The organism is Microbacterium sp. K36, assembly GCF_004794355.1.
Taxonomy (GTDB): domain Bacteria; phylum Actinomycetota; class Actinomycetes; order Actinomycetales; family Microbacteriaceae; genus Microbacterium; species Microbacterium paraoxydans_D.
Genome location: NZ_SSDN01000022.1, coordinates 1 through 20,955 on the forward strand (window position 1 = coordinate 1; position 20,955 = coordinate 20,955).

A 20,955-nucleotide genomic window follows, 5' to 3' on the forward strand; every position below is an offset into this window, starting at 1 on the left:
ACTACTACAAGGCCAACGTCGAGTTCTTCGACGAGATCGGCTCGCCCGGCGGCGCCGCCCGCACCGGACTCATCCGTCACGACCACCCCCTCATCGCCGCGCTCCCGCCGCAGGAGGTGCACGAGTGACCCCGCGCATCGCCATCGTCGGCGCGGGCCCCGCGGGCATCTACGCCGCCGACCTCCTCCGGGCGCAGGTGCCGGAGGCGGCCATCGACCTGTACGAGAAGCTCCCCGCTCCGTACGGGCTCGTCCGCTACGGCGTCGCCCCCGACCACCCGCGCATCCGCAAGATCATCGATGCGCTGCACGACGTGCTCCTCCAGCCCGGGATCCGGCTGCTCGGCAACGTCGAGGTCGGCGTCGATGTGACGGTCGACGAGCTCCGCCGGGCGTACGACGGCGTCGTCATCGCGACCGGAGCCGACCGCGACGTGGTGTTCGACGTGCCGGGAGCGGAGCTTCCCGGATCGTTCGGCGCCGCGGATTTCGTGGCCTGGTACGACGCGCACCCCGACGTCGCGCGGGGCTGGGGCCTGGAGGCGGAGTCCGTGGCCGTGCTCGGGGCGGGCAACGTGGCCCTCGACGTCACGCGCATCCTCGCGAAGCACGCCGCGGCGCTGGAGTCGACCGACACTCCCGATCACATCCTCGACGCGCTCGCCGCGAGCCGGGTCCGCGACGTGCACCTCTTCGCCCGCCGCGGCCCCGCCGATGCGCGCTTCTCGGCCCTGGAGCTGCGCGAGCTCGGGGAGCAGCACGACGTGGAGGTGATCGTCGATCCCGCCGACCTCGAGCTCGACGACCATGCCTCGCGCATGCTGGAGCAGTTCTCGCAGCGCCGCATCATCGTGCGCACCCTCACGGAATGGGCGCAGCGTCCGTCCGCCGGGGCCTCCCGGCGCATCCACCTGCACTTCCGGCATCGCCCCGTCCGCGTCCTCGGCGCGGACCGCGTGGAGGGAATCGAGTTCGAGCGCACGGCCTCCGATCCGCTCGGCCGCATGATCGGCACCGGCGAGCTCGTGCGGTACGAGGTCGGCGCCGTGTACCGGGCGATCGGCTACCTCTCCTCGCCCGTGCCCGGCGTGCCGTTCGACGCGGCACGGGGCGTCGTGCCGAATGCGGAGGGGCGGGTGCTCGATGCCGACGGCACGCCCGTCCCGGGCCTCTACGCGACCGGCTGGATCAAGCGCGGGCCGATCGGGCTCATCGGCTCGACCAAGTCCGACGCCGCGCAGACCGTGCAGCATCTCGTGGAGGACCTCGCCGCGACGCCGTCCGCCCGTATCGACCGGCACCCGCCCCTGGACCTCCCCGGCGTGGTGGACTGGGAGGGTTGGTTGCGCATCGACGAGGCCGAGCGCCGCGCCGGAGCCGTCCGCGGCCGGGAGCGCATGAAGCTCGTCGACCGCGCGGCCATGCGCGCCCACGCGACCCCCACCCCCATCCCTCTCGAGGAGAGCACCCGATGACCCCCGACCCGAACACCACACCGCACCCCGCCGCTCCGGTGCCCACGCCGGTCGGGGAGGGGCTCAAGGCGGCGTTCCGCACCCACCCCGCCGGTGTCGCCATCATCACGGCGCAGGGTCCGGACGGCCCCGTCGGCCTCACGGCGTCGAGCGTGTCGTCGGTCGCGGTCGATCCGGCGGCGATCGTGTTCTCGGTGACCAGGGCGACCGGCAGCGCCGGGGCCATCCTCGGCGCCGAGACCTTCGTCGTGCACCTCATCGACGACGAGCACTCCGCGCTCGCCCAGAGCTTCGCGGTGAGCGGTTCCGAGCGCTTCACGCCCGAGCAGGGCTGGACGACGCTGCCGACCGGCGAGCCGCACCTGGCGGAGGCCCGTGTGGCCCTGCGCTGCCGGTCGATCCAGACCGTGCCCGTCGGCTCGTCGACCGTGGTGATCGCCGAGGTGCTCGAGGTGCTCACCGGCCGCCCCGCCCGCCCGCTCGTCTACATCGACCGCCGATTCCACGCCCTGTCCCACGACACCGCCCTCTGACCCCGTCACGAAAGGAACCACCATGTCCACTCCGTACACGCTCCCCGAGCTGCCCTACGACTACTCGGCGCTGGAGCCGCACATCTCCGGCAAGATCATGGAGCTGCACCACTCCAAGCACCACCAGGCCTACGTGACCGGCGCGAACACGGCGCTGGAGCAGCTCGCGGCGGCCCGCGACAGCGGCGACCTCGGAGCGGTGAACAAGCTCGAGAAGGACCTCGCGTTCAACCTCGGCGGCCACGTCAACCACTCCGTGTTCTGGCAGAACCTCTCGCCCGAGGGTGGCGGGGCACCGGAGGGCGAGCTCTCGGCGGCGCTCGCGGACTCGTTCGGGTCCATCGACGGCTTCCGCGCGCACTTCACCGCGACGGCCCTCGGCGTGCAGGGGTCCGGCTGGGCCGTGCTCGCCTGGGACTCGGTGGGTGCACGCCCGGTGATCTTCCAGCTCTTCGACCAGCAGGGCAACGCGCCGCTCGGCGTCATCCCGCTGCTGCAGCTCGACGTGTGGGAGCACGCCTACTACCTCGACTACCTCAACGTGCGGGCGGACTACGTCAAGGCGTTCTGGAACCTCGTGAACTGGCCCGACGTGCAGCGCCGCTTCGAGACGGCGCGCACCGCCACCACGGGTCTCCTCGTCCCCTGACCCCACCTATCCCTTCGCCGACCCGGCCCCTTGTGTGCGCCCCGGCCCGTTGCGATCGTCCGCAACGGGCCGGGGTGGCCGCAAGGGGCCGGGTCGCGTTCAGGCGAGGGTGAGGAAGAGCTTCTCCAGGTCGGGGAGGGGGACGGCGTCGTCCTGCGCGGGGTCCTCCAGGCAGGTCTTCATGGCGGAGGCGATGATCTGGAACCCGGCCTTGTCCAGGGCCGAGGTCACCGCGGCCAGCTGCGTGACGACGGCCCGGCAGTCGCCGCCGCTCTCGACCGCGGCGATCACGGCGCCGAGCTGTCCCTGTGCGCGCTTGAGGCGGTTGGCGATCTTGCGCTGCGTGTCGGTGTCGACGGTGGTCATGGTCTCTCCCTGAAGGCCGGCTGTACGCTCCACTATACCCCCGGGGGTATAGTGTCTGGATACCCACCCGGGTATCGAGTGAGGAGAGAACACATGTGTCGAGCAGTCCGTTGCCGTACTTGCGGGAAGACCACCTGGTCGGGCTGCGGCCAGCACGTCGACGCCGTCCGCCGCACCGTGCCGGCGTCGGACTGGTGCACGGGCCACCCGAAGGACGAGGCCAAGGGAGGCCTCCTGTCCCGGCTGTTCGGCCGATGAGCGCACCGCTCCGCGTCGTCATCGTCGGTGGCGTCGCCGGCGGCATGTCGGCGGCGACCCGGCTCCGGCGGCTCGATGAGTCCGCGGACATCGTCGTCTTCGAGCGCGGGCCCGAGGTCTCCTACGCCAACTGCGGTCTGCCCTACTACGTGGGCGGTGTGATCGAGGAGCGCGACGCCCTCCTGCTGCAGACCCCCGAGTCGCTGCACCGCCGTTTCCGGCTGGACGTCCGCGTCCGTCACGACGTCGTCGGCATCGACACCGCGCGCAAGACGGTCGAGGTCGTCGATCTCGACAGCGGCCACCGCAGCACGCACCCGTACGACCGTCTCGTGCTCGCCACCGGGGCTCGGCCTCGCGGCGACGAGGCCACCGGAGCCCTCCCGACGCGGAGCCTGCGGACCGTGGCCGACGCCGATGCGATCGACGCGGCCCTGCGCCCCGGACTGCCGGTCGTCGTCGTGGGCGGCGGGTACACGGGGCTCGAAGCCGTGGAGAACCTCGTCGCCCGGGGCGCCGCGGTCACCCTGGTGCAACGCGGTGCCCAGCTGCTCGCCCCGCTGGATCCGGAGATGGCCGCCCCTCTGGCCGCCGAGGTCCGGCGCCGCGGAGTCGACGTGCGGCTCGGCGTCGAGGTCGTGGCCACGGCCGCGGATTCCGTGACCCTGAGCGACGGCGCCACCCTCCCCGCGGAGTTGCTCGTCGATGCCTCCGGGGTCGTGCCTGAGGCCGGACTCGCCCGCGCTGCGGGGATCGGTCTCGGCGAGACCGGCGGGATCGCCGTCGACGAGGTCTGCCGCACCAGTGCGCCCGACGTCTTCGCGGTCGGCGACGGCGTCGAGAAGGCCGACCTCATCGGCGGCGGTACGGCGCTGGTGACCATGGCCGGTCTCGCCAACCGCCACGGCCGCATGGTGGCCGACGTCATCGCGGGTCGGGAGGCGTCGGCGCACCCCGCCCTCGGCACCGGCATCGTGCAGGTGTTCGGCCTGGCCGCCGCGAAGACCGGATGGAGCGAGAAGCAGCTCCGTGCCGCGGGCCGCGAGTTCTTCGCCGTGCACGTGCATCCGGCGTCGCACGCCGGCTACTACCCGGGCGCGCAGACCCTGTCGATGAAGCTCCTCGCCGACCCGGCCACCGACCGCATCCTCGGGGCGCAGGTCGTGGGTCGTGACGGCGTGGACAAGCGGATCGACGTCATCGCGACGGCGCTGCAGGCCGGCATCACCGCCGCCGGGCTCGCGCACCTCGAGCTCGCGTACGCCCCGCAGTTCGGCTCCGCGAAGGATGCCGTGAACATCCTCGGCTATGTGGCCGAGAACACCCGCAGCGGCACCACGCCGACCCTCCAGTGGGACGAGCTCGACGACGCCCTGCAGGCGGGAGCCGCCCTCATCGACGTGCGCTCCGCGGCCGAGCATGCGAACGGCGCCATCCCCGGCGCGCGGAACATCCCGCTCGACGACCTGCGCGACCGCCTCGACGAACTGCCGGACGGCCCTCTCGTGGTGCACTGCCAGGTCGGCCTGCGCGGTCACATCGCCACCCGGCTGCTGCGGCAGCACGGGCGCGAGGTGCGCAATCTCGACGGCGGGTACCGGACCTGGCGGGACGCGACCGCAGAGTGCTGAGCTCGACGCGTTCACAACTCAGGAGAGCCGGCGCACCTGCGCCCGCCAGGGCCGGAACCGCGGTCTCCGCGCGCCGTACTCCTGAGTTGTGAACGCCGCCCGGCTCAGACGATCCGGGCGGTCGTGCCGCGGACGTTGAGCTCGTACGGCAGGGCGGCGGGCGGCCGTACGGCGTCGGGGTCGGTGAGCTTCGCGAGGACTGCGTCGGCCGCGCGCTCGCCCTGCCCGAGCGGGAACTGGTCGACCGTGGTGAGGCGGAAGAACTCGCCGAGCTCATGACCGTCGATGCCCACGATGGACAGGTCGCCCGGCACCGCGAAGCCGAGGTCGCGGGCGGCGAGGAGCGCCCCGATCGCCATCTCGTCCGAGGCGGCGAATACCGCGGTGGGACGCGGCCCCGGACGCCCGAGGAGCTGTTTCGCGGCGCGGTAGCCACCCTCGACCGTGAAGTCGGCGGGCTCCAGGAACGCGGGGTTCAGGGGGACGTCGGCCTTCGCCAGCGCCCTCTCGAAGCCGAGCCGACGGTTGGTGGGGATGTGGAAGTCGATGTCGAACTCGGGGTTCGCGCCGATGTGGGCGATCTCCGTGTGTCCGAGCCCGAGCAGGTGCTCCGTCGCGAGCTGGGCCACGGCGACGTCGTCGACCGTGAGGGTGTCGAGCTTCGGGTTCGGGCCCCCGATCGCGATCACGGGGAGCCCGAGGTCGAGGAGCTGCTGGGTCTCGTCCTCGTCCAGCTCGATGGACACGGCGATCACGGCGTCCACGCGCTGGCGGCGCAGGAACGTGTCGAAGACGTGGCGGCGCACGTCCTTGTCGGCGGTGATGTTGTAGAGCGTGATGTCGTAGCCCGCCCGCATGAGCGCGGCGGACACCCCGGACAGCACCGTGCTGAAGAACCAGCGGTCGAGGAACGGCACGACGACCCCGATGTTGCGCGTGCGCCCCGACGCGAGACTCGAGGCGCGGGAGGACACGACGTACCCGAGGGAGGCGGCCGCCGCCTGCACGCGCTCCCTGGCCGACTCGGACACGTGCCCGCGGCCGCTCAGCGCGCGGGAGACCGTCGCGGTGGAGACGCCGGCGAGCCGGGCCACCTCGTCGATGCTCGCCATCGTCTGTCCTTCGGATCGGAGACGCCCGCGACACGCCCCGGGAGGAGCGCGCCACGGGCGCACGGGTGTCAGGCCGTGGTGTACCAGACGGCGGTGTCGACGGGGACCTCGGGGCCGTCGAACGGCTGGCTGCGGAGCAGGACGACCGCGCCCTCCGGGAGGTCGAGCGGGGCCGTGCCGAGGTTCGCCAGCACGTGCACCTCGCCGCGGCGGAAGGCGACGGCGTCGGGACCGGCGTCCTCCCACACCAGCGATCCGGTGCCGAATCCGAACTCGCGGCGCCCGGCGAGCAGACGCTTGTACAGGGCGAGGGTCGACGCCGGGTCGACCTCTTCGACATCCCGGGCGTAGGCCGCCCAGTCCGCGGGCTGCGGGAGCCACGAGAGGCCGGTGTCGTTGAAGCCGAAGGCCGGAGCCTCCGCCTCCCACGGCAGCGGCACGCGGCAGCCGTCGCGGCCGTAGCGCTCGCCGTTCGTGCGGAACCACGTCGGGTCCTGGCGGTACTCGTCCGGGATCTCCATGGCCTCGGGCAGCCCGAGCTCCTCGCCCTGGTACAGGTAGGCCGAGCCGGGGAGCGCGAGCATCAGCGTGGTGGCCGCGCGGGCGCGGGCGAGGCCGATGGCGGTGTCGGGCTTGTCCGGAGTGTTCGGGCCGATGCCCTCGCCCTGGGGGTTGTCGATCGTGAGGGCGAGGCGCGTGGCGTGCCGGACGACGTCGTGGTTGGACAGCACCCAGGTGCTCGGGGCGCCGACCGCGCCGAACGCGTCCAGCGACTCGCGGATCACGTCGCCGAGTGCCTTCGCGTCCCACGCCGTCATCAGGTACGGGAAGTTGAAGGTCTGGTGCATCTCGTCCGGACGCACCCAGAGCGCGGTCTCCTTCAGCGTCGGCATCCAGGCCTCGCCGCACAGGGCGCGGTCGCCGTCGTACTCGGCGAGCACCTTGTGCCAGTCCCGGTAGATCTCGTGCACGCCGTCCTGACCCCAGTACGGCACGTTCGACTCGCCGCCGCCCATGGAGTCGGCGTCCGTCGGCGGCGTGTAGTCGGGTAGGCCCTCGGTCTTGATCATGCCGTGGGCCACGTCGACGCGGAAACCGTCGACGCCGCGGTCGAGCCAGAAGCGCAGGATCGAGCGGAACTCCTCCTGCACCTCCTCGTTGTTCCAGTCGAAGTCCGGCTGCGTCGCGTCGAAGATGTGCAGGTACCACTGGCCGGGGGTGCCGTCGGCCTCGGTGACGCGCTGCCACATGCCGCCGCCGAACACCGACTCCCAGTTGTTCGGGGGCAGTTCGCCGTTCTCGCCACGGCCGTCGCGGAAGATGTAGCGCGCGCGCTCCGGGCTGCCCGGGGCGGCCTTGAGCGCCTCTTGGAACCAGGGGTGCTGGTCGGACGAGTGGTTGGGGACGAGGTCGACGATCACGCGGATGCCGCGGGCGTGCGCGGCCTCGAGCATCTCGTCGAAGTCGGCCAGCGTGCCGAACAGCGGGTCGACGTCGCGGTAGTCGGCCACGTCGTAGCCGGCGTCGCGCTGCGGGCTCGTCATGAAGGGGCTGAGCCAGATCGCGTCGACGCCGAGCTCCTGCAGCGCGTCGAGGCGACTCGTGATGCCCGGCAGGTCGCCGATGCCGTCGCCCGAGGCGTCCGCGAAGGAGCGGGGGTAGATCTGGTAGATGACGGCGCTGCGCCACCACTCGGAACCGGGGGCTGCGATCTGTTCGAGCTGTGCCATGCGATCAGGCTACTGCAAACGCTTACAGTCCCGCCACCACAGGTATCGAAACGGTTCGGCGCCCTCTCTCGCCCCTCCCGCCGACCCACCCCTTTCCGTCCGGCCCACCCCCTTGCGGACGGCCGGAAGGGGCCGGAAGGAACGGAAGGGGGTGGGTCGACAGGGGATGAGGGGATGAGGGTCAGGGAGTGGGCATGCCGCCGTTGACGTTCAGGGTCTCGCCGAGCACGTAGCTCGACTCCGGGGAGGCGAGGAAGACGTAGGCGGGAGCGAGCTCGGCGGGCTGACCCATCCGGCCGAGCGGAGTGTCCTGGCCGAACTGCGCGATCTTCTCCTGTGGCTGCCCGTCGCTCGGCTGCAGCGGGGTCCAGATCGGGCCCGGAGCCACGGCGTTCACGCGGATGCCCTTCGGCGCCAGCTGCTGGGCGAGGCCCTTCGTGAACGCGTTGATGGTCGACTTCGTCGAGGCGTAGTCGACGAGGATGTCCGACGGCGAGTAGGCCTGGATCGAGGTCGTGTTGATGATCGTCGAGCCGGCGGGGAGGTGCGGGAGGGCGGCCTTCGTGATCCAGAACATCGCGTACACGTTGGTCTTGAAGGTGTCGTCGAACTGCTCGTCCGTCACATCGGCGAGGGACTCCTGGAAGACCTGCTTGCCGCCGTTGTTGACGAGGATGTCGAGTCCGCCGAGCGCCGCGACGGCCTCGGCCACCAGGGTGCGGCAGTACTCCGGGTCGCGCAGGTCGCCGGGGATCGTGGCGACGGTGGCGCCCGCCTCGCGGAGGATGCCGGCGATGCGGCTCGCGTCCTCCTCCTCTTCCGGGAGGTAGGAGATCGCGACGTCGGCGCCTTCGCGCGCGAACGCGATCGCGGTGGCCGCGCCGATGCCCGAGTCGCCGCCGGTGATGAGCGCCTTGCGGCCGGTCAGCCGTCCCGTGCCGCGGTACGACTCCTCGCCGAGGTCGGCCTTCGGGGTGAGGTCGGCGTCGAGGCCGGGCTCGCGCATGTGCTGCTTCTGCGGCTGGATGTCGGCGTAGAGCTCGACCGGGTTGGTGAAGGTGTACTGGTCGCGGGACATGGGTGTCCTTTCCGGGAGGTCGGGGACGGGAGGACCATCGTGCGCGTCGCCCTCCGGGTCCGGCAAACGCCTTGCACGCATCCGGTCGCTTTGGTACACGCGCATGTGGCCGAAAGACACTTCCCCCGGCGCCTCTTGTCATGACAGGGTTGCGAGCATCCCCCCGTGTCGCTCGCGGCATGTCCCCCGGGGGCCCTGCCGTCGAGAGGTCGTGATGTCCGCTTCCGCCCGCCGATCCGCGCCCTGGGCGGTCGTCGCCGCACTCGTCGTCGGTGCCGTGCTCGCCGGCGCCGCCCCTGCCGTGTCGGACGCGTTCGGCGCCCGTTCGCAGCCCCCGGCGGACCCGGTGAACGACCCCGCCGCCTCGGTGGCGCTCGCGTACGAGTTCCTGGACGCCCGCGTCGACGAGTTCTGCGACGGCGAGGGCCGCTGCCTGCCGCGCAGCTACCAGGGCGGGTTCTTCACCACGCCGTCGTGGGACTTCACCCCCTCCTTCGTGTACGACGACGCCCTCGTCGTGATCGCCTACACGGCCCGCGGTCTGCCGGAAGACCTGCGCCGCGCGCGGGCCGTCGCCGATACCCTCCTCTTCGTGCAGGAGAACGACCCCGTCGGCGATGGCCGCGTCCGCACGTCATACGAGCCGCACGGCATCCGGCAGGGGCGCATGGAGATCACCGGACCCGGCACCTTCACCGGGAACCAGGCCTGGGTGGGCATGGCACTTGCCCGGCTCTTCCACGCCACCGGCGAGACGGCCTACCTCGACGGCGCGGTGCGCATCGCGGAGTGGATCCAGGACAACACCGCCGACATGACGCGGGCGCCCTACGGCTACACCGGCGGGCAGACCGATGCCGGGGTGCCGCTGGAGTGGAAGTCCACCGAGCACAACAGCGACATCGCCGGGTTCTTCACGCAGCTCGCCCAGCTCACGGGCGACGGGGTGTGGGCGGAGCGCGCGGCGGTGGCCGCCGGATTCGTCGCGGCGATGCAGAGCGCCGACGGGCACGTGGACACCGGGACCCTGCTCGACGGCAGCACGATCAACACCCGTCCCATTCCGCTCGACGCGCAGACGTGGAGCCTGCTCGGCACTGGAGATGCCCGATACGGCTCGGCCGTCGACTGGACGCTCGCGCACCTCGTCGCCCAGGACGGCCCGTACCGGGGCCCGTCGATCAGCGACGTGGACGTGTCCAAGGTCTGGTTCGAGGGCAGCGGGCACCTCGCGCTCGCGCTGCAGGAGCGTGCGGCCGCCGGCGACCAGGCTCGTGCGGAGGAGCTGCTGGCCGACATCCGCCTGGTGCAGCGGGACGCACCCAACGGCGACGGCAAGGGGATCGTGGCGACCTCGACCGACGGACTCGACTCCGGCTTCGGCGACCTCTACTACGCGAGCCTGCACACCGGCACGACGGCCTGGTACCTGCTCGCGGCCGTGGGCGACAACCCGTTCCGTCTCCCCTGACCCTCACCTGTCGACCCGGCCCCTTGCGGTCGCCCCGGCCCCTTCCGCGCGCCCGCAACGGGGTGGGACGCACGCAGAGGGGTGGGTCGACGGAGGTGTCAGGCGGCGACGCGGGCCACGGCGGCGATCGCGCTCGTGAAGAAGTCGAGGCCGTCCACGCCGCTGCGCATCGCGATGGCGGTGTCCGGACCGAAACCGGGCTCCGTGGCGTGCTCGGGGTGCGGCATGAGCCCCACGACGTTGCCCGCCTCGTTCGTCAGCCCCGCGATGTCGCGCAGCGAGCCGTTCGGGTTCACGCCGGCGTAGCGGAACGCCACGAGACCCTCGCCCTCGATGCGGTCGAGCGTCTGCTCGTCAGCGATGTAGCCGCCGTCCGCGTTCTTCAGCGGGATCACGATCTCCTGGCCGGTGCGGAAGGCGTTGGTCCAGGCGGTGTCGGAGTTCTCGACCGTGAGCTTCTGGTCGCGGCGCACGAAGTGCTGGTGGTTGTTGCGGATCAGTCCGCCGGGCAGCAGGTGCGCCTCGACGAGCATCTGGAAGCCGTTGCAGATGCCGAGGACGGGCATGCCCTTCGCGGCGGCGTCCTTGACCTCGCTCATGATGGGCGAGAGGGCGGCGATGGCTCCGGCGCGGAGGTAGTCGCCGTAGCTGAACCCGCCGGGGAGGACGAGGGCGTCGACGCCCTCGAGGTCGTGCGAGCCGTGCCACAGGGCGACCGGCTCGGCTCCGGCGATGCGGACGGCGCGCTGCGCGTCGACGTCGTCCAGCGAGCCGGGGAAGGTGACGACGCCGATGCGGACGGTCACTCCGCCACCTCGACGCCCACGACGTCCTCGATCACGGCGTTCGAGAGCACCTCGTCGGCGATGCGGCGGGCCTCGGCGAGGACCTCGTCGGTGACCTCGCCCTCGACGGTGAGCTCGAAGCGCTTGCCGATGCGGACGTCGGTGAAGCCCTCGACGCCCAGGCGGGCGAAGGCGCCGGAGACGGCCTTCCCCTGCGGGTCGAGCAGTTCGGGCTTGGGCATGACGTCGACGACGATGGTGGGCATGACGGCTCCAAGAGTCGCGGGCGGACGGGCGGGTTCAGTCTACCGCCCGCCGATGCTCCGCCGAGACCCCGGCCTCCCGCCCAGACCCCGTCCTGCGCGCGCCGCTACGCCGGGGTGTCGGCGAGGAACCGGGGTCTCGGGTCAGGAGTGGAAGAGTCAGGAGTGGAAGACGGTGTGGAGGTCGCCGATCGCCTCGCGGCCGCCGAGGCCGTCGATCTCGAAGAGCACCGAGATGCCGGCGACGTGGCTGCCGAGACGCTCCACGAGCTGCCGACCGGCGGCCAGGGTGCCTCCGGTGGCGAGCACGTCGTCGATGAGGAGGACGCGGGATCCGGCCGGCAGGTCGTCGTGCATCTCGATGGTCGCCGTGCCGTACTCGAGGGCATAGTCGACGGAGGCGGCGGGGCGGGGGAGCTTGCCGGCCTTGCGGATCGGGATCAGCCCGACCCCTGCGGCGATGGCGGCGGCCCCGGCGAGGATGAAGCCCCGCGCCTCGATGCCGGCCACCACGTCGAACTGCCCCGCGAAGGGCTCGATGATCGCCTCGGTCGTCACGCGGAGGGCCTCGGCGTCGGCGAGGAGCGGCGTGATGTCGCGGAAGATGATGCCGGGCTCCGGGTAGTCCGGGATGCTGCGGATCAGGGATTCGGCGCGGGCGAGGGCAGGGGAGAGGGTGGCTTCGGGCACCGGACAAGGGTACGCCGGTTGCGCGGGAGGGACCTGCAGGCGGTGCTCTTGACATCGTGGGAGCGCTCCCATAGAGTTCACGACAACCTTGTGGGAGCGCTCCCACATTCCCCCACGCACCACCACCCGCACGAACCCACAAAGGAGTGAACCGTGAACTCACGTGCCCGCACCCGGATCCTGACGACAGCCGCCGTGGCATCCGTCTCCGCTCTCGCCCTCGCCGGCTGCTCCGGCAGCACCGGCGGCGACGGCGACACCGGCGGCAGCGCCGACGAGAAGGTCACACTGACCGTGACCACCTTCGGCACCTTCGGCTACGACGACCTCTACAAGGAGTACGAGAAGGCGCACCCGAACGTGACGATCGAGGCGACCAACATCGACACCGGCGGCAACGCCCGCACCGACGCCTTCACCAAGATCGCCGCCGGCTCCGGCCTCAGCGACATCGTCGCGATCGAGGAGGGCTGGCTCGGCGCCATCATGGACGTCTCGGACACCTTCGTCGACCTGCGCGACTACGGCATCGAGGACCGCAAGGACGACTGGGTCGACTGGAAGTACGGCCAGGCGACCGACGCCGAGGGCCGCGTCATCGGCTACGGCACCGACATCGGCCCGAGCGGCATCTGCTACAACGGCGCCGCGTTCGAGGCGGCCGGCCTGCCCAGCGACCGCGAGTCCGTCGCCGAGCTGCTGAACGGCGACTGGGAGAACTACTTCCAGGTGGGCGCCGACTACACGGCCAAGACCGGCAAGGCCTGGTACGACCACTCCGGCTTCGTCTGGAACGCCATGGTGAACCAGCTCGACGAGGGCTACTACACCGCCGACGGCGAGCTGAACGTCGAGGGCAACGACGAGCTCCAGGAGCGCTTCGAGCTCCTCGGCGCCGCGACCGAGGGCGGCCAGTCCGCGGCGCAGACCGCATGGGACTGGAACGGCGGCAAGTCGTTCGTCGACGGCACCTTCGCCACCTTCGTCTGCCCCGGCTGGATGCTCGGCGTCGTGCAGGGACAGGTCGAGGCCGGCGGCGGAGACGCGTCGACGGGCTGGGACTTCGCCGATGTGTTCCCCGGTGGTGCGGCCAACTGGGGCGGCGCGTTCCTCTCCATCCCGGAGTCGTCGGAGCACAAGGAGGCCGCGGCCGAGCTCGCCGACTGGCTGACGCAGCCCGAGCAGCAGGTGAAGCAGTCCGCCGCCGCGGGCAACTTCCCGTCGACCATCACGGCGCAGGAGTCCCTCGCCGAGGAGGCCACGCCCAACGAGTTCTTCAACGACGCGCCGACCGGTGCCATCCTCGCGGAGCGTGCCAAGGGCGTCGTCGCGCAGTTCAAGGGCGCCGATGACTCGGTGATCCAGGAGAACGTCTTCGGGCCGGCGCTGAGCGCGCTCGACCGCGGCGAGACCGACACGCAGGGCGCCTGGGACCAGGCGATCGGCCTCCTGAACGACCTCGTCGGCTGATCATCTCGCTTCGACAGGCTCAGCGCCCCAGTGTGGACGCTCAGCGCCCCAGAGTGGACGCTCAGCGCCCCGAGTGGGTGGCTGAGCCTGTCGAAGCCCGGCTAAGGACACGCCCATGACCCTCACCGCTCCGCCGGCGGAGCCGCAGGCCGCCGCCCCCGCCGCGGCGGACGCTCCGCCGCGACGCTCCTGGCGCACCCGCGCCTCCCGTTTCGACCACCGCGCCTCGCCGTACTTCTACATCTCCCCGTTCTTCCTCCTCTTCGGGCTCATCGGCCTCTTCCCGCTGCTGTACACGGTGTGGGTCGCGGTGCACGAGTGGGATCTGCTGAAGGGTGAGGGGCCGTTCGTCGGCTTCGGCAACTTCGCGGCGATCCTCGGCGACGGCATGTTCTGGAACTCCATCCGGAACACGCTGAGCATCTTCCTGCTCTCCGCCATCCCGCAACTCGCCGTCGCCCTGGTGATCGCGTACCTGCTGGACCGCGGACTGCGGACGCCGACGTTCTGGCGGATGAGCGTCCTCATCCCGTTCGTGGTCACCCCGGTGGCCGTGGCGATCATCTTCTCCAGCATCTTCAACGAGGCGGACGGGCTGGCCAACAACCTCCTCAACCTCGTCGGCATCGCCGATCAGCAGTGGAAGCACGACACGTTCCTGTCGCACATCGCGATCGCCGTCATGGTGAACTTCCGTTGGACCGGCTACAACGCCCTCATCCTCCTCGCCGCGATGCAGGCCGTGCCGCGCGACCTCTACGAATCGGCCGCGCTCGACGGTGCCGGGGCGGTGCGGCGGTTCTTCGCCATCACGATCCCCACCATCCGTCCCACGCTGATCTTCGTCATTATCACCGCGACCATCGGCGGCCTGCAGATCTTCGCCGAACCGCGTCTGTTCGACGTCTCCACCGCGGGCGGCATCGGCGGCAGCGACCGGCAGTTCCAGACGACCGTGCTGTTCCTCTGGGAGCTGGCGTTCTTCCGTCGGAACCTGGGCGAGGCCTCGGCCGTCGCGATCCTCCTCTTCCTGCTGATCGTCGCGATCGGCCTCATCAACTTCCTGATCTCCCGGCGCATCGCCACCGGAGACGCCCCGAAGAACCGCGCGGCCCGGCGCCGCATCCGCCCGACCGGGAAGGAGGAGGCGCGATGACCGCCACCCAGGCCCTCAGCGTGCCGGAGCGCATCCGCCGCCGGCGCGGCACCGCGAGCGGGAGCGCCGGTCTCGGCAGCCGCCCCGGCTTCCTCACCTACGGGCTCCTCGCGGCCTTCGTCATCGGGGGCGCCTACCCGCTGTGGTGGTCGTTCGTCGTCGCGAGCGGGACGAACGCGACCCGCGGCGAGACCCTGCCCCTCATCCCCGGCGGCAACTTCCTCGCGAACGCGGCGAAGGTGTTCGATGCGATCCCGTTCTGGCTCGCTCTGGGCAACTCGTTCCTCATCTCGACGATCATCACGATCTCCGTCGTCACGTTCTCGACCCTCGCCGGCTACGCGTTCGCGAAGCTCCGCTTCCGCGGGCGGGACGGCCTCATGGTGTTCGTGATCGCGACCATGGCCATCCCCACGCAGCTCGGCATCATCCCGCTGTTCATGCTGATGCGCGAACTCGGCTGGACGGGGACGATCGGTGCGGTGATCGTGCCGACCCTCGTCACGGCTTTCGGGGTGTTCTTCATGCGGCAGTACCTCGTGGACGTGATCCCGGACGAGCTCATCGAGGCCGCCAGGGTCGACGGCGCGAACCAGTTCCGCACCTTCCTCACCGTCGGGGTGCCCGCGGCGCGGCCCGCCATGGCGATCCTCGGACTGTTCACGTTCATGACCGCCTGGACCGACTACCTCTGGCCCCTGATCGTGCTCTCCCCCCAGAACCCGACGCTGCAGACGGCGCTCAGCCAGCTGCAGTCCGGCTACTACATCGACTACTCGATCGTGCTCACCGGCGCGGTGCTCGCGACCCTTCCGCTCCTCGTGCTCTTCGTGATCGCGGGGCGGCAGCTGGTCAGTGGCATCATGGCGGGCGCGGTGAAAGGATGACCCCTATGACGCGTGCCTTCCCCTCGGACTTCCTCTTCGGCGCGGCGACCGCGGCCTACCAGATCGAGGGTGCCGCCTTCGAGGACGGACGGACGGCATCCATCTGGGACGCGTTCTGCCGGGTGCCGGGGGCCGTGGTCGGCGGCGACGACGGGGATGTGGCGTGCGACCACTACCACCGGTATCCGCAGGACGTGGCGCTGATGAAGGAGCTCGGACTCCAGACGTACCGCTTCTCCACCTCGTGGTCGCGGGTGCGCCCCGACGGCGGGGCGGTCAACCAGGTGGGGGTCGACTTCTACAGCCGCCTCGTCGACGAGCTCCTCGCGGCCGACATCCTGCCCTGGCTCACGCTGTACCACTGGGACATGCCGCAGGCCCTGCAGGAGGTCGGCGGCTGGACGAACCGCGACTCCGTCGAGCGCTTCCTGGAGTACGCGGGCACCATGCACGACGCCCTCGGCGACCGCGTGAACGTGTGGACGACGCTCAACGAGCCGTGGTGCTCGTCCTTCCTCTCCTACACCGGTGGCGAGCACGCGCCAGGGCACACCAGCGTCGCCGAGGGGCTGCTGGCCTCGCACCACCTGCTGCTCGCGCATGGTGCGACGGTGCGGGAGCTCCGCGGCCGCGACGCCTCCCTCAACCTCGGCATCACGCTGAACCACACGGTGGCCGATCCCGCCGACCCGCAGAACCCCGCAGATGTCGACGCGGCTCGGCGGCTGGACGGCCAGTTCAACCGGTGGTTCCTCGACCCCATCTACCGGGGCGCCTACCCCGCCGACACCGTGGAGGACATCCGCGCGGTGGACCCCGAGGCCGTGGCACGGTTCGAGGCGGCGGTGCACGAGGGCGACCTCGACACCATCGCCCAGCCCATCGACACGCAGGGCGTGAACTATTACCACGGCGACCTCGTGTCCGGCACGGGGCCCGAGGACGCGGCGGTGTCCAGCGGCCCGGAGACGGCGCACGCGACGCGGAGCCCGTATCCCTCGCACGAGGGCATCCACTCGGTCGAGCGCGGACTGCCCCGCACGGCCCAGGGGTGGGAGGTCCAGCCGGAGGGACTCACGCGACTCCTGCAGCGGCTCTGGACCGAGTACGCCGAGCCCGCGGGCGTGGTGCTCTCGGTGACCGAGAACGGCGCGGCCTACGACGACACCGTCGTGGGGGAGGACGGGGAGACCCGGGTGCCCGACGCCGACCGCACCGCATTCCTGCGCGCGCACCTCGACGCCGTGCTGGACGCCAGGGACAGTGGCGTGGACGTCCGCGGCTACTTCTACTGGTCCCTGTTCGACAACTTCGAGTGGGCCTGGGGCTACGACAAGCGTTTCGGGATCGTCCGCGTGGACTACGACACCCAGGAGCGGACGGTCAAGGACTCCGGCCGCGAGTACGCCCGCATCATCGCCGCGCGTTCCCTCTGACCCTTCGAATCGCCTGAATGGCTCCATCCGCGGCCGAAATGGGACCAATCGGGCGACTCGAAGCGGGGATTTTCACGGCCTGGCTCCGGGTGGATGAGAATGGGGCGATGGAAGAGAGCATGCGGTGATGTCGCCCAGGGCGACCATCGAGGAGGTCGCGGCCGCTGCCGGCGTGTCCCGGTCGACCGTGTCGCGGGTCGTCAACGGGTCGACGGCGGTCAGCCCGGAAGCGCTCGCCGCCGTGCGCGCCGCGATCGACGAGCTCAACTACGTGCCGAACCGGGCCGCGCGCTCGCTCGCCTCCCGGCAGACGCACGCGATCGCCCTTATCGTCCCCGAGGACACGACGCGCTTCTTCGGCGACCCGTTCTTCGCGGCGATCGTTGCCGGCATCACCGGCGCCCTCCGCAGCTCCGACTACCTGCTGAACCTCCTGATCGCCAGCGACGACCCCGGCGACAAGATGACGAGCTTCGTGCGCAACGGCGGCGTCGACGGCGCGCTGATTGTGTCGCACCACACGAGCGACGCGTTCGTCGACCGGATCGCCGATGCCGTGCCCGTCGTCTACGGCGGCCGTCCGGTGCGCCGGGCCGAGGGCGACTACGTGGTCGACGTCGACAACGTCGCCGGAGCACGCGCGGCCACGCAGCGCCTCGTCGACATCGGACGCACCCGCATCGCCACGATCACCGGGCCCCTCACGATGCCGTCGTCGACCGACCGCGTGCAGGGTTTCCGCGCCGCGCTGACCGCTGCCGGCCTGGCACCCGTCGCCGAGGAGGAAGGCGACTACAGCGAGGCGAGCGGTGCCGACGCCGCCCGCCGCCTGCTCGCGGGAGGGCGGCCCGACGCGATCTTCGTCGCCAGCGACCTCATGGCCCGCGGAGCGCTCACGGCGCTGCGGGGTGCCGGGGTGCGGGTGCCCGAGGACATCGCGCTCGTGGGGTTCGACGACTCGTCGGTGGCCCTCACCACCGATCCGCCCCTGACGACGATGCGCCAGCCGATGTACGCCCAGGGCGAGGCGATGACGGAGGTGCTGCTCTCCCGGCTCGCGGGGGAAGACCCGCCACGCACGACCATCCTGCCGACGGAGCTCGTCGTCCGCGGGTCCGCCTGAGCAGCTCCGACCACGGGCACGGGTGAGGCCCGATCGCGGACGACCGGGCCTCGAGGGTGCCGCACAGCGGCGACGAGGGCGTCAGTTCCCGTAGAGCGAGACGACGCCGCTGCGGTCGACGCTGGTCATCGACAGATCGGCCGAGCTGCCGTTGCACTGCGGGTAGTGCATGATCGACGACGAGTCGTACGGCGTGAGCGGACGCCAGTTGTTGTCCTCGAAGCAGGTGCCCGCCTCCGGGCGGGTGTGCTCGTGGCGGAAGCCGAGCACGTGGCCGAGCTCATGGCCGAGCACGTTCGTCGGGGTCCACGCTCCGGCGCTCCAGATCGAGTCGTCGATGAGGACGTTCTGCTGCCGGGCCGGCGTGCTGGGGAAGAAGGCGCGGGCGATGTACTGCGTCGTGGCCACGGGCTCGACGGAGAAGACGACGGCGTTGTTCCGCGTGGTGCAGTTGGCGTCGGCGCTGCTCACGTAGCGGAAGTCGACCTTCGACGACGCGGACTCCCAGAGCGCCGCGCCGCCCTCCATGGCCCGGACGACGTCGGCGTGCCGGCTGCCGAACTTCGTGCTCACGCAGTAGGTGAGGTTGGCCGCCTGCGAGGCCGACCACTTGTCGTCGATGTTGTTGACCGTGTTGACGATGAGGCCGTCGTTGCGGGTCTCGGGCCCGATCAGCCGGTCGTAGAACGCGCGCAGCTCCTTCTTGCCCGAGATCACCTCGTCGCCGTTGACGACGTAGGCGCCGTCGACGTCCCGATAGGTCGACGCGGCGAACTCCTGGTACGAGGGCGCAGAGTCGTCGGGGGACGCGGCCGTGGCGGGGATGACCGCGCTGAGGCTGAGCGCGGCCGCCGCGGTGGCGGCGAGCGCGAGTTTTCTGGTGAATCGCATGGAAGATCCTCTTCGATCTGAGCGGTGCCGCGCGTCCGGTGGGCGTGCGGTCTCCGGTCCGGACGATGAGCATCGCTGCCACCGAGGGGCCGAAGCCCGCTCACGCTAACGTCGCCGTTTCGACGGGGTCAAGGCGCGACACGGCCCGTCGCGCGCTTTCTGCACTCAGGTCAGAAACCGTCCCCACCGGTCGCCGTCGAACGTGCCGTCACCGCTCGGCCGGACGTCGGCACCGGTGATCGACGACCGGGCCTGGTCGTCGGTCCGTCGTCGTAGGCCGGACGTCGAGGATGGCCACGGACGCGTCTCCGCCACCCCCTCCATCGGCGTGAGACGCGTCCGTGGCCTGCTGCGGCGAGCCCCCGCGCCGCGAGTGCTCGCACCCTCCATAGGTTGAACGAGCATTCAGTGATTAATCTATCCCGAGACGGCCCGTGAGGGAATTCCGCCGGACGACCCGGGAGGTGGACACCGCATGGCGCGATCGGATGCGCAGAACCGTCTGGCGCGCGAGCGTGCCAGGGAGACCATCCTCCAGGCGGCGATCGAGGTGTTCAGCGAACGCGGCGTCGCCGGGGCGGGCATCGCCGAGATCACGCGGCGCGCCGGCGTCGCCCAGGGGCTGGTGAACTACCACTTCGGCGGGAAGGACCAGCTCATCGCCGCGGTGATCGACCGGTGGTTCGAGACGGTGCTGGGGTTCGCGCAGGTGCAGGGGACGCCCGACGAGATGCTCGCCGCGATCATCGACGGGGCGATCGGGGCGACGGCCTTCGCGATGCCGCTGCAGCGTGCGGTGCTCGCCATGCAGCAGCAGCCGCTGACACATCGGCTGTTCGCGGAGTCGGAGCAGCGCTACGCCGACGGCGCGACGGCCGCGGAGGATGCCGTGCGCGCCGTCTTCCGTGCCCGAGGCGCCGAAGACCCGGCCCTGGAGGAGGTCATGCTCCGCAGCACCCTGGAGGGGGTGTTCGTGAAGTACTGCGTCTTCGGCGACACCTACCCGCTCGAGGACGCGCGGCGCTGGCTGCACCGCCGGTACGGCCTCCCGGAGCCGACCGCCGCCCTCCCGGGTGTGCCGACACCGCACGAGGGCGAACCCCGACCGCGGGCAACGGCGGCGCTGCGGACCGAAGCGACCTGAGCCGCAGCGCTCAGTCGAGCTGCATGCGCGCGAACGCCCCGAGCACGACCCGCTCCGACTGCACGAGGTACCGCTCCAACTCGGCGGCCCCGGCCTCCGCGCCCCGGGTGAGGAAGGTGTCGAGGACGGCGCGGTTCTTCCGGACGAACGGCTCGTGCAGGGCGCGGGGGTCGTCGATCTTCAGGAACGCGAGCCGCAGCTCCGCCGCGACGTTCCGGTAGGTGCGGGCGAGACGAGGGCTGTCGGCGAGGTCGACGAGGGCGACGTGGAACGCCATGTTCGCGCTGCCGACCGCGCGCCAGGCGGAGGCGTCGTCTGCCGAGACGCCGGCGACGGCGGCCTCGGCCGCGGCGACCGCGTCGGTCATGCGCTGCACGGCGGGATGCTCGGGCTCGGACTGCCGGAGAGCCGTGCACTCGATGACCCGGCGAGCCCGGTAGATGTCGATGACGTCGGCGATCGAGGGTGAGGCCACCGAGACGCCGCGGTGCGGGATGTGCGCGACGAGTCCCTGCTCCGCGAGCACCCGGAACGCCTCGCGCAGGGTGTTGCGCGACACGTCGAAGCTCTCGGCGAGCGATGACTCCGAAAGCCGCGAGCCCGGGGCGACGTCGCCGTCGATGATGCGCTGACGGAGCACGTCGGCGAGCGGGCCCTGCTGGTTCATGCCTTCATCGTAGGGGCGGTCGGCGCGGAAGATCGTGCCGATGATCACACGAAAGCAACCGCGCTGTAGCACGACGGAAACATGATTGTTGAACAATCGGGTTCTCTCCGTTCTACACTGGGGGTCACCCGACACCCACCA

The 20,955-nt window shown here is 71.1% G+C and carries 20 protein-coding genes and 1 pseudogene; 12 read left to right on the forward strand and 9 right to left on the reverse strand.

Annotated features, from left to right (window positions below; all coding sequences use genetic code 11):
• The 4 genes and pseudogenes from DW296_RS00805 to DW296_RS00820 form a co-directional block, all read left to right on the forward strand.
• Nucleotides 1-128: pseudogene (locus tag DW296_RS00805) on the forward strand (ferredoxin); the annotation flags it as partial.
• The gene (locus DW296_RS00810; protein WP_205807760.1) at nucleotides 125-1,474 is read left to right on the forward strand and encodes an FAD-dependent oxidoreductase; all 1,350 of its coding nucleotides are present in this window, start codon (nucleotides 125-127) and stop codon (nucleotides 1,472-1,474) included. The pseudogene DW296_RS00805 and the gene DW296_RS00810, both read left to right, overlap by 4 nt.
• On the forward strand, nucleotides 1,471-2,007 hold the full coding sequence (locus tag DW296_RS00815; protein WP_205807764.1) for a flavin reductase family protein: 537 nt from the start codon (nucleotides 1,471-1,473) through the stop codon (nucleotides 2,005-2,007). The genes DW296_RS00810 and DW296_RS00815 overlap by 4 nt, the downstream gene beginning before the upstream one ends.
• Nucleotides 2,008-2,029: 22 nt before the next feature.
• Nucleotides 2,030-2,656, forward strand: a complete 627-nt coding sequence (locus DW296_RS00820; protein WP_136050676.1) for a superoxide dismutase — start codon at nucleotides 2,030-2,032, stop codon at nucleotides 2,654-2,656.
• Between the two features lie 99 nt (nucleotides 2,657-2,755).
• On the opposite strand, the gene DW296_RS00825 is transcribed toward DW296_RS00820, so the two are convergent.
• Nucleotides 2,756-3,022 (reverse strand): metal-sensitive transcriptional regulator, encoded by a 267-nt coding sequence (locus DW296_RS00825; RefSeq protein WP_025103992.1) that lies wholly within the window; start codon nucleotides 3,020-3,022, stop codon nucleotides 2,756-2,758.
• 254 nt (nucleotides 3,023-3,276) lie between these two features.
• Between DW296_RS00825 and DW296_RS00830 the strand changes: the two genes are divergently transcribed.
• Complete coding sequence (locus DW296_RS00830; protein WP_136050677.1) at nucleotides 3,277-4,911, forward strand: FAD-dependent oxidoreductase; 1,635 nt, start codon at nucleotides 3,277-3,279, stop codon at nucleotides 4,909-4,911.
• 104 nt (nucleotides 4,912-5,015) lie between these two features.
• Here DW296_RS00830 and DW296_RS00835 read toward each other — a convergent pair whose 3' ends face one another.
• The 3 genes from DW296_RS00835 to DW296_RS00845 all read right to left on the reverse strand — a co-directional run bounded on the left by DW296_RS00835 (nucleotide 5,016) and on the right by DW296_RS00845 (nucleotide 8,831).
• Complete coding sequence (locus DW296_RS00835; protein WP_136050678.1) at nucleotides 5,016-6,023, reverse strand: LacI family DNA-binding transcriptional regulator; 1,008 nt, start codon at nucleotides 6,021-6,023, stop codon at nucleotides 5,016-5,018.
• A gap of 68 nt (nucleotides 6,024-6,091) precedes the next feature.
• Nucleotides 6,092-7,753: a glycoside hydrolase family 13 protein gene (locus DW296_RS00840; protein WP_136050679.1), complete on the reverse strand. Its 1,662-nt coding sequence runs from the start codon at nucleotides 7,751-7,753 to the stop codon at nucleotides 6,092-6,094.
• Between the two features lie 181 nt (nucleotides 7,754-7,934).
• On the reverse strand, nucleotides 7,935-8,831 hold the full coding sequence (locus DW296_RS00845; RefSeq protein ID WP_136050680.1) for an SDR family oxidoreductase: 897 nt from the start codon (nucleotides 8,829-8,831) through the stop codon (nucleotides 7,935-7,937).
• A gap of 214 nt (nucleotides 8,832-9,045) precedes the next feature.
• Between DW296_RS00845 and DW296_RS00850 the strand changes: the two genes are divergently transcribed.
• Nucleotides 9,046-10,302, forward strand: a complete 1,257-nt coding sequence (locus DW296_RS00850) for a hypothetical protein (protein WP_136050681.1) — start codon at nucleotides 9,046-9,048, stop codon at nucleotides 10,300-10,302.
• Between the two features lie 98 nt (nucleotides 10,303-10,400).
• On the opposite strand, the gene purQ is transcribed toward DW296_RS00850, so the two are convergent.
• The 3 genes from purQ to DW296_RS00865 form a co-directional block, all read right to left on the reverse strand.
• The gene (gene purQ / locus DW296_RS00855; RefSeq protein ID WP_136050682.1) at nucleotides 10,401-11,108 is read right to left on the reverse strand and encodes a phosphoribosylformylglycinamidine synthase subunit PurQ; all 708 of its coding nucleotides are present in this window, start codon (nucleotides 11,106-11,108) and stop codon (nucleotides 10,401-10,403) included.
• Nucleotides 11,105-11,353, reverse strand: a complete 249-nt coding sequence (gene purS, locus DW296_RS00860) for a phosphoribosylformylglycinamidine synthase subunit PurS (protein WP_025103985.1) — start codon at nucleotides 11,351-11,353, stop codon at nucleotides 11,105-11,107. The genes purQ and purS overlap by 4 nt, the downstream gene beginning before the upstream one ends.
• A 156-nt stretch (nucleotides 11,354-11,509) precedes the next feature.
• On the reverse strand, nucleotides 11,510-12,040 hold the full coding sequence (locus tag DW296_RS00865) for an adenine phosphoribosyltransferase (RefSeq protein ID WP_136050683.1): 531 nt from the start codon (nucleotides 12,038-12,040) through the stop codon (nucleotides 11,510-11,512).
• Between the two features lie 153 nt (nucleotides 12,041-12,193).
• On the opposite strand from DW296_RS00865, the gene DW296_RS00870 reads away from it, so the two are divergent.
• The 5 genes from DW296_RS00870 to DW296_RS00890 all read left to right on the forward strand — a co-directional run bounded on the left by DW296_RS00870 (nucleotide 12,194) and on the right by DW296_RS00890 (nucleotide 18,112).
• Nucleotides 12,194-13,510, forward strand: a complete 1,317-nt coding sequence (locus DW296_RS00870; protein ID WP_136050684.1) for an ABC transporter substrate-binding protein — start codon at nucleotides 12,194-12,196, stop codon at nucleotides 13,508-13,510.
• A gap of 115 nt (nucleotides 13,511-13,625) precedes the next feature.
• Entirely contained in the window at nucleotides 13,626-14,666 is a 1,041-nt protein-coding gene (locus DW296_RS00875; protein WP_136050685.1) for a carbohydrate ABC transporter permease, read from the forward strand.
• Complete coding sequence (locus DW296_RS00880; RefSeq protein ID WP_025103981.1) at nucleotides 14,663-15,553, forward strand: carbohydrate ABC transporter permease; 891 nt, start codon at nucleotides 14,663-14,665, stop codon at nucleotides 15,551-15,553. The genes DW296_RS00875 and DW296_RS00880 overlap by 4 nt, the downstream gene beginning before the upstream one ends.
• Before the next feature lie 5 nt (nucleotides 15,554-15,558).
• Entirely contained in the window at nucleotides 15,559-16,989 is a 1,431-nt protein-coding gene (locus DW296_RS00885; RefSeq protein ID WP_205807766.1) for a GH1 family beta-glucosidase, read from the forward strand.
• Between the two features lie 127 nt (nucleotides 16,990-17,116).
• Complete coding sequence (locus DW296_RS00890) at nucleotides 17,117-18,112, forward strand: LacI family DNA-binding transcriptional regulator (RefSeq protein WP_136050687.1); 996 nt, start codon at nucleotides 17,117-17,119, stop codon at nucleotides 18,110-18,112.
• A gap of 81 nt (nucleotides 18,113-18,193) precedes the next feature.
• Here DW296_RS00890 and DW296_RS00895 read toward each other — a convergent pair whose 3' ends face one another.
• Nucleotides 18,194-19,003 (reverse strand): M57 family metalloprotease, encoded by an 810-nt coding sequence (locus DW296_RS00895; RefSeq protein ID WP_136050688.1) that lies wholly within the window; start codon nucleotides 19,001-19,003, stop codon nucleotides 18,194-18,196.
• Between the two features lie 475 nt (nucleotides 19,004-19,478).
• On the opposite strand from DW296_RS00895, the gene DW296_RS00900 reads away from it, so the two are divergent.
• The gene (locus DW296_RS00900; protein WP_136050689.1) at nucleotides 19,479-20,147 is read left to right on the forward strand and encodes a TetR/AcrR family transcriptional regulator; all 669 of its coding nucleotides are present in this window, start codon (nucleotides 19,479-19,481) and stop codon (nucleotides 20,145-20,147) included.
• Between the two features lie 10 nt (nucleotides 20,148-20,157).
• Here DW296_RS00900 and DW296_RS00905 read toward each other — a convergent pair whose 3' ends face one another.
• The gene (locus DW296_RS00905; protein ID WP_136050690.1) at nucleotides 20,158-20,814 is read right to left on the reverse strand and encodes a GntR family transcriptional regulator; all 657 of its coding nucleotides are present in this window, start codon (nucleotides 20,812-20,814) and stop codon (nucleotides 20,158-20,160) included.
• Nucleotides 20,815-20,955 lie beyond the last annotated feature (141 nt).